Origin of the sequence: Vibrio neptunius (assembly GCF_000967495.1) — a bacterium.
GTDB lineage: Bacteria > Pseudomonadota > Gammaproteobacteria > Enterobacterales > Vibrionaceae > Vibrio > Vibrio neptunius.
This window is the reverse complement of sequence record NZ_JXXU01000082.1, coordinates 1-13,570: the sequence shown is the minus strand read 5'-3', so window position 1 is coordinate 13,570 and position 13,570 is coordinate 1. Positions and strand designations below refer to the sequence as shown.

Below are 13,570 nucleotides of genomic sequence, written 5' to 3'. Positions count from 1 at the left end.
AGCCAAACTCTTGTTTAGGAGTTAAATAGAAAACCACTGTACATTTCTGATACAGCGGTCATTTTGAGCATCCACTTTGCCGCGGACAGTGCAGACTTTCTGCCCCTTCCACGGTAAAAATACACGGCGACGAAGATCGTTGACGACTTCACGACCGTGCCCGAATGGAGCAATCATCTCTGGAATGTAGATATGCTGGCCAGAACGCCAGTCGGATGGAGATATTTCGCGCACTCCAGATAACAGCTCATCTCGGATCTGCTCAGAGACAAACGCCCAATTACAAAATGCAATTGGGCGTCGATGCTCATCTTCGTAGTAGCAAAACTGGTTTAGCTCAAATGCAGGCATAATACGCTGTTGCCACTCTGCAACCACATATCGTCGATGAAGGGGCGAGTGCTGACTCAGCAGCATGACACCACCTATCATCTGTTGGATTTGAGCTAATGTGAGATTTGCTGGTTGATGTTTAATAGACATCTGCCCTATATCAACCGATATGCTGTTATTTCTTTGCTCGGGAAGTGCGTTTTTTCGGAGCGGCTTTCTCTTCCACGAGAGGTTCCGCTGGTGATTCTTCCGCCTGGTTTACCTCAGCATCACCTGCTGGCAGAAAACCGGCTGCCACTAGCTTGTCAAATTCAGCTTCCATTCTTGGATCTTCTAACATGTTCTTAATCATCGAGACCATGTACATAAATCCAGAGGCAGGCATATGGACAACTTGCTTAAGTTCAAGATCATTATCGCTTTCAGCCATTACGCCATTCGCCATATTGTTTTGATCCTGACCTACGAAATAAAGAGAAAAAACACCTTTATTGTAGTTAACACTAGATACTGTTTGAACAAACTTCTCAGTCATAAATTTCCCCGATTTATTTTAATAGACACAGTAAAAGCCCCTCATCCTTAAATGAAATGGCTTTCAGTCTGAAAGCTAAATTAAAAGGCAAAATATAAAAATTCAGCCATAGATAATTATTGTAATGTTATTTTGTGCCGAAATATTACATCGGAAAACATGGACCATCAATAGACTTAAATAAACTAAATTAGAGTAAAAACTCTTTTCTTTTTTGTCCATTACTCACTCAATACCATATCAATGTAATAATCACACCAGTTACTCAATAATGAGACACCCATCATCATTACAAATTGAATTCGTACAATAAATAACCATAATCAGCCTATTTTCGGGTAAAGCACCCACAAATGGTGATTGATCGTGTTAACAAGCAGTGATAGGATTCAGCTCCTTTCTAGGCGCTGAAAATAACATCGGCTAAGTAATTTAATCATGTCAAATAATGAAGGGTTGACGCTGATATGCATCCACTTTTATTTAAGTATCATCAGCGGCAATAGAGAACTATTAAAAGAAAATGCTAATTTAATAAATGCTAAAAATTACAAAGAAGAACTAAAAAAAATACAAAAAGAAAACGACGTAAGAATAACTAAAAAACATTCACCATTTAAAAGCATAGACAAAATTAAAACCCCTGCTATTTTATTTGATTCACAAGACACACCATTTATTTTAGCAAAATCTAATAAAGATAAATGTTTAATACAAAGGCCTAATAAAGAAAATCCAGATATAGTTTCATATCAAGAACTGAATGCAGCTTGGAACAAAAAGTCTCTCGAAATAAAACAAGCGCAATCACGATTTGACATCACTTGGTTCATTCCCGAATTTCTGCAGCATAAACGAGTCTTGAGTGAGATCCTGTTGTTCTCTTTTGTCCTGCAGATCCTCGCCCTGATTTCCCCTCTTTTTTTCCAAGTGGTGATGGACAAAGTATTGGTCCACCAAGCATGGTCAACGCTGGATGTGCTGGTATTTGGCCTCGTCGTTACCGGGGTGCTCGAAGTGGTCCTTCGCGGTTTACGTGAATATCAATATGCCCACACCGCCAATCGGATTGATATACAGCTCGGGCTAAAGTTAGTCAAGCATCTGTTTGGCCTACCATTGATGTTTTTCAAATCTCGCCAAGTTGGCGCCATTGTGACACGCATACGGGAGCTCGACACCGTACGGGAGTTTTTGACTGGCTCCATGTTTACACTTACGGTCGAAGTGCTGTTTATGTTCGTCTTCCTATTTGTCATGAGCGTACTTTCCGGGCCCCTCACTTGGCTTTTCATCGCCACCATACCCTGTTACGCCCTTCTTGCTTGGTGGCTAACACCGCGAATGCAGGCTGCGGTTGAAAAACAGTTTTCACATGCCGCCGCTAATACATCCTTTCTGACCGAAACCGTCGCCGGTAGTGAAACGTTGAAAAGTTTGGCGGTTGAACCGCGATTTATACGCCGCTGGGATGAACAAACCGAAAAAATGGTTTCAACGGGTTACGATGTTCAACAACTCAATAACCGCTCCAATCACGCTGTTCAGTTACTGCAAAAAATCACGAGTGTCGCCATTTTATGGCTGGGCGCGACCGAAGTTCTCTCTCTTGAAATGACGATTGGTCAATTGATCGCTTTCAATATGATGACCAACCACATCGCACAACCTCTAGCGCGCCTGGTCGACTTGTGGGGGCAATTTATTCAAACTCGTGTCGCCGTAGAAAAACTGGCGGATATGCTCAACCTGCCAGTAGAACAACACACTGGCAGTGACCAGGTTATACTGCAAGGCGCGGTCTCTTTTAACAATATCACCTTTCGCTACCAGCCAGATATTCCCGCCACCATCAACAACTTGTCGCTGGACATTCGAGCAGGGGAAACCTTAGGCGTCGTCGGCACCTCTGGTTCAGGGAAAAGTACTTTAGCGCGCTTATTGTTGCGACTTTATAGCCCAGAACAAGGCACCATCACGATTGATGGCATCCCACTCAATCACCTCCACATTCAACACTTGAGACAGCAAGTGGGGGTGGTACTGCAGGACAATTTCTTATTCAACAAAAGCGTGAGTGACAACATCGCCCAATCTAAACCCGATGCCCGTTTAGAAGACATTATTGAAGCGGCAAAGCTCTCTGGCGCACATGAATTTATCCTCAGATTACCGTTGGGCTACGACACCATTCTAGCCGAAGGCGGACAATCGCTATCTGGAGGCCAAAGACAACGACTTGCCATTGCACGAACACTGTTGTCAGATCCAACGGTCTTGATTCTGGATGAAGCCACCAGCGCTTTAGACGATGAATCACAGGCGTTAATTCAGTCCAACATGGCCAACATCGCCCAAGGACGCACCGTTATCACCATCGCTCATCGCTTATCGACCGTTCGGGATTGTGATCGCATCATTGTGCTTCACCAAGGCGCGATTGTAGAGCAAGGCTCGCATCAACAACTGCTAACGCACGGCAAACAATACAAACAGTTATGGCAGCTTCAGCAAGAACTCAAACAAGAGGAAACCACGGCATGACCCATATCATCAAGCGTTTCTTGGCAATAGGTCAGCCTCGTCAAAGTCTCGGACACCATTATGAGTTTTTGCCTGCGCATCTGGCTTTAGCGCAAAAGCCACCGTCACCCTTTGCACGGCTAACGGCCATCACATTAAGCCTCGGTGTACTCGCTACCTTGCTTTGGGCCTATTGGGGTAAATTGGATGTACAAGCCACCGCCACAGGTCGGTTTGTTGTCTCGGGGCGCTCTCAGGTTATCCAAGCTTATGAACAAAGCCGCGTCATGAACATCCATGTCAGAGATGGTCAGCGCGTCGAAAAAGGGTCGCCACTCTTGACCTTAGATACGCTTGGGGTGAATCAAGACATCATGCGTTTGCTCACTCAATCGGAATTTCAAACCAATGAACTGATTCGTTATCGCACTTTGATCAACGAGCAACCTCTCAATGAGGCCCCGACGTTCAGATCCTTGCCAGCACAACAACAAGCACTGATCAGAGAAAACTATCTCAGCGAGAAACGAGAATTTGAGGCCACTTTGGCCAGCATTCACGCAGAAATGAAGGTAAACCGTACCTCTCAAGCCGCGCGACAAAGCGATATCAATGCGCTCATTCAGCTTACCGACAACATCAGTCAGCGTCTTGAGGCGCGTAAAAGACTCAATCAAGTCAAAGTGATTGGCCATGTCGAGTATCTGGAACAAGAAAAAGAGCTGCTGGAAGTACAGCGTCAAGTCGCTCAGCAACAAGCACAACTGCAAATACTACAATCTCAGTATGAGAGCCTAGAAGAGCGCCAAACCAGCTTCAAAGCGCAGAAACAACGTGAGTGGCTTGAAAAACGCCGCCAAGCTAAATTGCAACTGGCTTCGTTAAATCAAGAACTGTCTAAAGTGCGTGAGCGCGAGCAGTTGGAACTCATTCGCTCTCCCGTCGATGGCACAGTGCAACAACTCAGCGTCTATACCCTTGGGGCAGTACTACAACCTGCGCAAAATTTGATGATTATAGTGCCGGAAAACAGCGTGCAGATTGCAGAAGTTCAGATTCTCAACAAAGACGTGGGGTTTGTCTATCCAGGTCAATCCGTCACCGTCAAAGTGGACGCCTTTCCCTATACCCGCTACGGCACCATAGAGGCGGAACTGCTGAGCATCTCTCGAGATTCCACCACCGACGAACAACAGGGGCTGGTTTTTCCGGCTCAAGTACAGCTCAAGAAAAACAATATTGTTGTTGATGGGCAAACTGTTGAGCTCACCCCAGGCATGTCTGTGGTTGCTGAGATAAAAACCGATAAGCGACGTGTGATCGACTACCTACTCAGCCCCATTAGAGAATATCAAGCTGAAGCGCTGAGGGAGCGATAGCGATGACCGTCACTTTATCTGCCCACGACAATAGCATCGCCACAGAGCACGATCGACCGCAAGCAAACCCAGCTAATAACTGGGGTGTTGAGGCGGTAGTTTATGCAGGCCAGCAATTCCACAAGCAATACTCCAGCTCACAGCTTAAGCATGCGTTAGGCTTAAATCATGCCCACCTCAGTGACATGGAGATGAGAGAAGCTGCCGACTATCTGGGCCTAAAAAGCCAAATCACAACGCTGCGCCCACCCGCGCTCGACACACTCCCTCTCCCTGCGCTTATCGAAGATGACCATGGCTGGAAGGTCATGACTCAGATCAGCGAGGGGGCATGCACGCTTTATGACCCTCAAACACAACAGTTTAAAACGCAACCTATTGCGACAACCCTCTCTCACGATGAACATAAAGTCATGCTGCTCGCCGATGAGCAGTTAAGCAGCAAAGAGGTAAAATTTGGCTTAAGCTGGTTTGCCCCATCGATTCTTCGGCAAAAGAGCCAACTACGTGATGTGTTTTTTTACGCCATCGCATTACAGGTGTTTGCCCTCGTTAGCCCAATGTTGTTTGAGAATGTCATTGATAAGGTGCTGGTCGGACGCAGCTTATCCAGCTTGCACGTGCTGGCTCTTGCCATGTTGGCCTTAGCCATTGCCGAACCAGCATACAGTTATTTACGAAATACAGTGTTTGGCCACCTTGCTAGCCAAGTCAACGCGGAGCTTTCAGGCCGGCTGTATCGTCACTTAGTCGGTTTGCCATTGACCTATTTCAAGCAACGTCAAACCGGACAGATCATTGCTCGAGTACGTGAAATGGCACAAATCCGCCAGTTTCTGACAGGGTCGACATTGATGCTGTTACTCGATCTGATTTTTGTCACCGTGTTCCTCGCCGTGATGTTTCATTACGCCAGCACGCTCACTTGGTTGGTGATTGGCTCATTGGTGGTTTACTTTGTGCTGTGGCTAATCGCGGGGCCGCTGATCCGCAAAAAAGTCGAATCTGAATATGAGTCCGACGCCAATACCACCACATTTTTGACCGAGGCCATCTCTGGCATTGAAACCATCAAGACCACAGCGACAGAACACCGCTTTCTCGATCAGTGGAAACGTATTCTTAGCCAACAATTAAACCGAAGCTTTGACGCGCAAAAATCCGGTTTGGTTGCAGGGCAAGCGATCGCTCTGGTGCAGAAGCTCACCGCTGCATTACTGCTTTGGTGGGGCGTGAACGCAGTGCTCAAGGGGGAAATTACACCCGGTCAATTAGTGGCCTTCAACATGCTCGCTGGCCATGTCACGCAGCCGGTCTTGAGACTGGCGCAAATTTGGCAAGATTTTCAGCATACGCTCATCGCGTTAAGACGCGTGGGCGATATTCTCGATGAACCCAGAGAGAACAGTAAACAAGGTTTAGCCTCAGTGCCCGAGCTTGAGGGCGGCATTGAATTTAGTAACATTCGTTTTCGTTATCACGAGGATGCACCAGAAGTGCTAGCCAATTTGTCCCTCAAGATTAAGCCTGGGCAATTTATTGGCGTTACAGGCCCTTCAGGTTCAGGAAAAAGCACGCTTACGCGTTTACTGCAGCGCTTATACGTTCCTCAACATGGACAAGTGTTGGTCGATGGGATGGATCTAGCGATTGCCGATCCGGTTTCTCTGCGTCGCAACATGAGCGTAGTATTGCAAGAAAGCATCCTCTTTTCCGGCAGCGTGGCGGACAACATTCGTTTGTGTCAACCGCAAGCCAGCGACGAAGAGGTTCGCCATGCCGCACAACTAGCGGGGGCGTTAGAGTTTATTGAAGGGCTGCCTCACGGTTTTAACCAGCCTGTGGGCGAGAAAGGTGCCTCCCTGTCTGGTGGCCAGCGGCAGCGCATTGCTCTAGCAAGAGCCCTATTGGTGGACCCGAGGATCTTATTGCTCGACGAAGCGACGTCTGCACTCGACTATCACTCTGAAGCCGCCATCATGAGCAATATGGATGACATTTGCCGCGGGCGAACCGTGATCAGTATTGCCCATCGACTAAACACTATTCGCCATGCCGATAACATTCTTGTGCTCGATAAAGGCCAAGTGACCGAAAGCGGCACACACGATGAATTGATTGCTCAGCAAGGCTTATACGCGAAACTCTGGCAACAGCAAGTGGGGGAATAGCCACTTGCTGAGACACTTAAACCACGCCAAACCTCATTGAGGCCACACTGGCTCGTCGATAACCAATCAACGCGAGATAAGACCTTGCTGTTGCTGAAGCGTCTTAACGATGCCGTCTCGCTGACTATCGCTCAATGGAAACCAACGGTTGTTCTGGATATGTGGTTCAGAAGAGTCAACGGTTTCAGCGCGTAGGCTGATTAACTGGTTAAAAATCAGAATTTTGTAGAGGGGGAGTGTTAACCGTGAGGGAAGCATTCAAAGCATTCAGGACACACACCGAAAGGACTTACCCTCAATGTGATTGAGACAACCTATCTTTCTCTTCACTGGCGTGTGTTCCATCCCATATTTTTCAGACGACAGATCACCTCATTCAAACACCACCTACGCCCCAGCCATCCCCCTCAATATTTTGTTCCTCATCCTCACCACAGTATAAGTTAGGATGATGTGCATGCGGTTTCACATTATAAAATCAAATGCATAGTTAGGTACACGTTTAACATGAAGTCTATTACCTAATTATTACTATCTAAATGTTTTTATGATGGGTGATTTTTCATCATTACTTGAGCCTTATTCACCCCGGATAACTCTCAAAACATTCATGATATTGCCTGAGTATAAAATAGTGAAAGATTCACTTTCTTAGACCCGGCTAAAAGGACAACAAAAGATAGGGATATCCGTTTATATTCTCTTGCTGGAAATTTAAAATGACTGGATTTAACGAAGACATTGCCAGATTCAGAGGTAATGGGCCATATTTACACATTAATGATAAAACCCTTATTGATGCAGCCTCAGGAACATTTAATCTTCCTCTAGGCTACACTAATAAACGTTTAGCTGAAAAACTAAAACAACAAATCGACCGTTGTACTCATTTAAGCTCTGCATTTACCAAACCTCTCTCTGAGCAAATATTATTAAAGTTACGCAAACACTTGCCTGCTGGCGTTGATCGTATGTGGCTGCGTGATGTTTCTGGTTCCGGTGCGGTTGAAGGGGCTATTCGTATGGCCCAGAAAAAAACAAAACGTTCTGGGGTTATTTCGCTATTTAAATCGCATCATGGACAATCTCTGGCTACGGCCAGAATATCCGGTAATGCGTTCCGCTTGGAGGAATTTACCGCCAACATTGATGGTTCTTTCAAAATTCCCGTTCCTCAGAGCGATCTGGTGGAGGAGTCGAAAACACAAAGCGCAGAAATTAACTATTTCAGTCAACTGGAGGACTTCATTAATTTTGGCTCCAGTGGAAATATTGCCTGCATGATCATAGAACCTATTCTGGGCAATGGCGGAAATATTGTCTTACCTGCCGAATTTTACAGACAGGTTAGAAAAATATGTAGCCAATACGGCATTGTTGTTATCGCCGATGAGGTTCAGACAGGCTTTGGCCGCACAGGAAGTTTCTTTGCAAGTACAGGCTACGCCAAAGAGTTAGATCCAGACATTATCGTATTTGCCAAAGGAGCAGGTGGCATAGGTATTCCAATTGGTGGCATTCTGATGAAGCAGGCTTTGGATGTGCTAGAACCCTACGAGCACTCAAGCACCTCAGGCGCCAATCCTCTGTCTCTGGTTGCTTTGCACGAGACCATTGAGATCATTGAAGACGAGCACCTGCTGCTGCAGGTTCAGCAAAACGAACACTACCTGAAAGAAGGGTTACTCGGCTTGCAGAAAAAATATGCCTCAATCAGCGGGGTCCGGGGCGTGGGGTACATGTTTGGGTTCGATGTACCTTCGCCAGAGATCGCACGGATGGTCATCGATATCGCTTATTCGAATGGGCTGGTTATCCGCGGTTCGCGCTATGGCAAAGGACGGGCGATTAAGGTCAGGCCTCCATTGATTTGCACCCGGGAGCACCTAACTGAAGTTATCCGCAAACTGTATGTAACTTTCGCCCAGGTGGCCTGTGAACTCGAAATGATGGACGAGGTGACCGCATGAAAGCATTAAAATTCAATACCGTGTGGGATGTCATCAACACTCAGGTAGAGCCTTTACAGTGTAAAGAAGGGGATGATGTGGTTGTCGCTGTTGAGGTCTGCGGCCTGTGTGGCACAGATGTCGGTATCATCTCCGGTGATTACCCTGTTGCGGTTCCGGGTACAACCCTTGGCCACGAATCAACAGGAACGGTGCTCCGTGTCGGTGAAGAGGTTTCAGCATTCAAGCCTGGTGATCGTGTAGTGATCAACCCAACCTATTCCTGTGGCAAATGTCGTATGTGCCAGACCGGAAATGAGAACCACTGTGAGCGTAAAGCTGGTACGGAAGCAGGGGTATCCTATGACGGAACTTTTGCCGAACAGTACTTGGCCAAAGCCAGTTCTCTTCTGCATCTCGACGACCATGTCAGCTTCGAGGCCGGCGCACTGACTGAGCCTCTAAGCTGCACACTGACTGGTGTCGACAAACTGAATATTACCCATCCGAACATTCGCGCCTGTGTCATTGGTGCAGGCACCATGGGAATGCTCTATCTGTGGTCTCTGCACTTGCGCGGCGTAAGCCCGTTCCTCGTTGAAAAAAATGAACATCGTTATCAGTTTGCGCTCGACGTACTGCCGCCGTCTGTGCGGATATACCAAGACTTTACACAGGCCATGCGTGAAGAGTATGGAAATGACCAAGAGACACTGGATCTTTGTGTTGATACTACCGGTTACCTTACTGAAACCGTCTTCTCTCGCCTTGCTCCTGGCGGCAAAATCATGAATGTGGCGCTCAAGGAATCCAGTGCCCAGCTCGATATTCTGAAAATCGCCGATAAAAGCCTATCACTCATCGGCTCCATCGATTCACTCAACAACAGTTTTGAGCGGGCCTACCAAATCATTCGTGACGGTTTGATCCCGGCAGAACAGCTCATCAGCCACCGCTTCGAGTTCGAGGAATTTGAGCAGGCATTTGCCATGGTGGGCTGCAATATCGGCAAGAAGCAGCTTGAACCTATTCAGGAACCAAACTGTAAGGTACTGCTGCGCATCCCTTCCCGTAAAGAGGAAGTCCGCGCATGAATCACTCCGTAATAATTTTCGATATCGACGGTGTGATCGTCGACAGCGAGCAGTTGCACTTTGATTTGCTAAAAAACCTGTTACCTCATCAAACAGAGGGCGTGAAGGCGGAGGACCTTATTGGCCTGAGCCTAACTGAAACACTGGAACAACTAGGCGTCGGGCGCGAGCAGCAGCCCGCCCTGATAAAGACCATTGTCCAGGCCTACAAGATGGAAATAGGCCCTGCCTACCTGCGCAAGGAGGCAAAGCCTATCATTCATGCACTGCTTGAGCACCGCATCCCGGTGGGTTTTGTTTCAACCGCACCTCGTGATGTATGCCTTGCCAACCTCTCAGCGCTTGGATTACCGGCTGAGTCTTCTGTTCCTCTGATTTCAGGAGATGAAGTGGCGAAGACCAAGCCCCATCCGGAGCCGTATCTGGCCATGCTGGAGATCCTTAACGCCAAAGCGAGTCAGGCTATCGTTATCGAGGACACAGATCTAGGTATCCAGGCTGCCGTTCAGGCGGGGATCCCTAGGGTATATGGCTGGCCCCACGCCCTGTCCAGCAACGAAACCTACCATCAGGCTTCAAAGGTTATCGGGACTCTGAGTGAGGTGGAAGAGTTCAGGCAATTGCTGGTATGCGATTGAGTTAACCGAGAGTATTTAAACAGATCGAACGTCTTATCAGGGCTTGTTTTTCATCACTCTAAACCCTACTGATACTGACATAAAAAATCATAGTGGCTCCCATATAGCTCAGGGGCCACATCGAATTTACAGGAAAAAACATGGAACTACTGGATTCCACACCTTCACCAGCGATTCCCCGCTCCGTCAATGCCACCCGCATTGCCTTTTTTGTTGCCGGGTTGAGCCTGGCTGCTTGGGCACCACTTATCCCCCTTGCCAAAGAGAGGCTGATGGCCGATCACGGCACCATGGGGATGGTACTGCTGTCATTTGGTATCGGATCATTTCTGATGATGCCGCTGTCCGGCATTCTTGCATCACGCTTCGGCTGCCGAGTTGTGTTCTTCACCGCGACAATACTGACGCTTGCTATGATGCCGGCTCTGGTCACAATGAATACTCCCCTGACCCTTGCTATAGCCCTGTTTTTGTTCGGTGCAGGGATCGGCGCGATGGATGTGGTGGTTAATATTCACGCCGTATTGGTTGAAAAACAGGTAGACAAGCCTGTGATGTCAGGATTCCATGCCCTATTCAGCATCGGTGGTATCGCTGGAGCTGGGCTGGTAAGCCTGTTGCTGATGCAGGGGCTGGCTCCCTTAACCGTCATTGCACTGATTATAGCGGCGGTTGTGATCATGCTGCTATTCGCCTATTCAGGCATGCTCACCTACAGTGAGTCAGACGAATCTCCGCTGTTTGTGGTTCCCAAAGGTATCGTGATCCTGCTGGGCGTCCTCTGCTTCGTGGCCTATATCATGGAAGGCTCTATGCTGGACTGGAGTGGTATTCTTCTCACCAGCAATAATCTGATCACCGTTGACCATGCCGGTCTGGGTTACACGGTATTTGCGTGCGCAATGACCGCCGGACGCCTGCTGGGTGACCGAATAATCGCTGCTTTTGGCCGTCTGCGCGTTTTTGTGATCAGTGCGCTCATTGCGTCGCTAGGATTCGGTGTCATCGTTCTTGGGAACAGCCTAGAAACCATGAACTTCGGCTTCTTCCTGATAGGCGCAGGCCTGTCAAACATTGTCCCCATCCTGTTCACTGCGTCTGGGCAGCAAAAAGTGATGCCCAGCACCCTAGCAGTCGCGTCAGTCTCTACGATCGGTTACTCAGGGATCTTACTTGGTCCGGCATTGATTGGGTTTGTCGCCAACGCCACCACTCTGGGCTTTGCCTTCGGTGTAGTTGCCGTTCTTTCGCTAAGCCTGCTGATTTGCGCCCGATTCATTTTTTCTGCTAATGACTAGATTTACCAACAAGGATAAACATGGATATCTCTCATTTTAACTGGATAAACCCACCAGCATCCTGGACTCAAAATAATGATAAAATCATCGTAAAAACGGACCTTAAGACCGATTTCTGGCGCGAAACACATTACGGTTTTATCCGTCATAACGGACATATATTTGGCTGTGAGGTGGAAGGTGATTTCACCTTTGAGCTATGTATTGAGGGCGAGTTCAGCGAACTGTACGATCAGGCAGGGCTGATGATCGAGCAGGGCGAGGAAGTCTGGTGTAAAGCAGGAATCGAGTTTGCTGATGAGCAGGCTCTGATGAGTAGTGTACTGACTAATGGCAAGTCCGACTGGGCGACAGGCCCCTTCCATGGCGATACCAAAAAGTTCTGGATGCGAGCAACCGTCGAGGGAGACGTACTAAGGCTGCAATACTCAGGAGATGGTATTACCTGGCCCCTGCTCCGCCTCTGTACTATTCCTCTGGCTCAAAAGCGTTTTGTCGGCGCCATGTGTTGTACACCGGAACGTGAAGGGCTACAAGTTGCATTCAGTCAGTTCCGCCTCAGCCAACCGCTTGGTAAAGATCTCCACGATCTTTCATAAAAAGTCGTTTAATAAAGCCATACTCCCGTCCGCTAGGGTGTATGGCTTATTCCTGCTGAGAACGTAAATTCAGGGCATACATCAATAATGATGCTCGAAGACTGACTCACTAAATATATGTAACCCCAAAGTTACCCAGAATTATTGATAGCGTCTCTATTTCCCATTTTCATCGTCTATTCCACTCATTTTTCTTACTATCAGGTGAAAAAATGACCGCTATCACGAGCTTTAGTGAATCATTGTTCCACCGAAACAATCCACTGCGCACTAAAGCATCGAAGTTCAATAAAATATGGTATTTATGGACTATGAAACTGTGGCTCTGTTGGGTCTTGAGATTGTTCTGGGAACTTCTCATAAACTTCAGCTTCATCAAGAAGCAGCCCCGTTCGGCGTCTATCTACTTTCAATTTTGATTGTTTTTCACAGTACCCTAGAAATAATTTCTCGCCTTTGATTGAAGACATATCATACACACTAACAAGACATCCGTTATTAACTGAAGAGAGTAAATATCGGTAGTCATTAATATAAAAGTAGACCCAATGCCCTTGCACGTTAGGCCCTAAACGGACGTGGTAGGTCAAAAACCGCCCTCTTGGTGGCTTTTTATCACTTGGGAACTCTAACTCTACACTACCTACATCTCCATAGCGGTATTTAACGTAGCCAGTATCGGGGCTGTAATGCTGATAAGCGCACAAAGACGCTAGTTTTCCATTTTCTAGTTGGGCATTAAAATAGATATCTTCATCATCTTGACAGAGTGTCCGATTCAAAGTGTCATCTTCTTTAACGATTGACGGATGAGCATAAACTGTGGATACAAATACAACGTTAACAATTAAAGCCAATAATAACCTTCTCAACTTCATTCAAACACCTTAGCTTCCCATAGCTTGTTAAAATTATTCCTACGCAACTCCATAGTTGTGTCGATTCACAAGAAAAAACCTCAAGGTTATTTGGTCAACCTATCTTTCTTTTTATTGGTGTGTATCCAAATATTTTGATGCAGCCAACTAATGCCACGCTTCAAATTTATTGG

The 13,570-nt window shown here is 47.1% G+C and carries 11 protein-coding genes; 8 read left to right on the top strand and 3 right to left on the bottom strand.

Annotation, left to right across the window (positions count from 1 at the left end):
• Positions 1–21: 21 nt before the first annotated feature.
• A complete protein-coding gene (gene rtxC / locus TW84_RS21605; protein WP_045977682.1) occupies positions 22–483 on the bottom strand; it encodes an RTX toxin-activating lysine-acyltransferase RtxC in 462 nt (153 codons plus the stop codon).
• A 25-nt stretch (positions 484–508) separates the two neighbouring features.
• Positions 509–868 carry a protein RtxH gene (rtxH, locus tag TW84_RS21600; RefSeq protein WP_045977681.1) on the bottom strand — a complete coding sequence of 120 codons (360 nt, stop codon included), beginning with the start codon at positions 866–868 and terminating at the stop codon, positions 509–511.
• A gap of 438 nt (positions 869–1,306) precedes the next feature.
• Here rtxH and rtxB point away from each other — a divergent pair, with 438 nt between their 5' ends.
• The 8 genes from rtxB (at position 1,307) to TW84_RS21555 (ending at position 12,519) form a co-directional block, all read left to right on the top strand.
• The gene (rtxB, locus tag TW84_RS21595) at positions 1,307–3,412 is read left to right on the top strand and encodes an RTX toxin T1SS ABC transporter subunit RtxB (RefSeq protein WP_045977680.1); all 2,106 of its coding nucleotides are present in this window, start codon (positions 1,307–1,309) and stop codon (positions 3,410–3,412) included.
• Entirely contained in the window at positions 3,409–4,770 is a 1,362-nt protein-coding gene (locus tag TW84_RS21590; RefSeq protein WP_045977679.1) for an HlyD family type I secretion periplasmic adaptor subunit, read from the top strand. The genes rtxB and TW84_RS21590 overlap by 4 nt, the downstream gene beginning before the upstream one ends.
• A gap of 2 nt (positions 4,771–4,772) precedes the next feature.
• Entirely contained in the window at positions 4,773–6,941 is a 2,169-nt protein-coding gene (locus TW84_RS21585) for a type I secretion system permease/ATPase (RefSeq protein WP_045977678.1), read from the top strand.
• Positions 6,942–7,660: 719 nt separating this feature from the next.
• Entirely contained in the window at positions 7,661–8,911 is a 1,251-nt protein-coding gene (locus TW84_RS21575; protein ID WP_045977676.1) for a class-III pyridoxal-phosphate-dependent aminotransferase, read from the top strand.
• Complete coding sequence (locus TW84_RS21570) at positions 8,908–9,984, top strand: zinc-dependent alcohol dehydrogenase (RefSeq protein WP_045977675.1); 1,077 nt, start codon at positions 8,908–8,910, stop codon at positions 9,982–9,984. The genes TW84_RS21575 and TW84_RS21570 overlap by 4 nt, the downstream gene beginning before the upstream one ends.
• On the top strand, positions 9,981–10,622 hold the full coding sequence (locus TW84_RS21565; protein ID WP_045977674.1) for an HAD family hydrolase: 642 nt from the start codon (positions 9,981–9,983) through the stop codon (positions 10,620–10,622). Before TW84_RS21570 ends, TW84_RS21565 begins: the two co-directional genes overlap by 4 nt.
• A gap of 140 nt (positions 10,623–10,762) precedes the next feature.
• Entirely contained in the window at positions 10,763–11,920 is a 1,158-nt protein-coding gene (locus TW84_RS21560) for an MFS transporter (protein ID WP_045977673.1), read from the top strand.
• A gap of 20 nt (positions 11,921–11,940) precedes the next feature.
• On the top strand, positions 11,941–12,519 hold the full coding sequence (locus TW84_RS21555) for a DUF1349 domain-containing protein (RefSeq protein ID WP_045977672.1): 579 nt from the start codon (positions 11,941–11,943) through the stop codon (positions 12,517–12,519).
• Between the two features lie 302 nt (positions 12,520–12,821).
• Here the strand turns inward: TW84_RS21555 and TW84_RS23805 are convergent, their stop codons facing one another.
• Positions 12,822–13,397: a hypothetical protein gene (locus tag TW84_RS23805; protein ID WP_052707954.1), complete on the bottom strand. Its 576-nt coding sequence runs from the start codon at positions 13,395–13,397 to the stop codon at positions 12,822–12,824.
• Positions 13,398–13,570 lie beyond the last annotated feature (173 nt).

Coding starts and splice junctions, on each gene's coding strand:
- TW84_RS21560 (WP_045977673.1), top strand. CDS start 10,763: ATGGAACTACTGGATTCCACACCTTCACCAGCGATTCCCCGCTCCGTC.
- TW84_RS21565 (WP_045977674.1), top strand. CDS start 9,981: ATGAATCACTCCGTAATAATTTTCGATATCGACGGTGTGATCGTCGAC.
- TW84_RS21585 (WP_045977678.1), top strand. CDS start 4,773: ATGACCGTCACTTTATCTGCCCACGACAATAGCATCGCCACAGAGCAC.
- TW84_RS23805 (WP_052707954.1), bottom strand. CDS start 13,397: ATGAAGTTGAGAAGGTTATTATTGGCTTTAATTGTTAACGTTGTATTT.
- TW84_RS21570 (WP_045977675.1), top strand. CDS start 8,908: ATGAAAGCATTAAAATTCAATACCGTGTGGGATGTCATCAACACTCAG.
- TW84_RS21590 (WP_045977679.1), top strand. CDS start 3,409: ATGACCCATATCATCAAGCGTTTCTTGGCAATAGGTCAGCCTCGTCAA.
- TW84_RS21555 (WP_045977672.1), top strand. CDS start 11,941: ATGGATATCTCTCATTTTAACTGGATAAACCCACCAGCATCCTGGACT.
- rtxH (WP_045977681.1), bottom strand. CDS start 868: ATGACTGAGAAGTTTGTTCAAACAGTATCTAGTGTTAACTACAATAAA.
- rtxB (WP_045977680.1), top strand. CDS start 1,307: ATGTCAAATAATGAAGGGTTGACGCTGATATGCATCCACTTTTATTTA.
- rtxC (WP_045977682.1), bottom strand. CDS start 483: ATGTCTATTAAACATCAACCAGCAAATCTCACATTAGCTCAAATCCAA.
- TW84_RS21575 (WP_045977676.1), top strand. CDS start 7,661: ATGACTGGATTTAACGAAGACATTGCCAGATTCAGAGGTAATGGGCCA.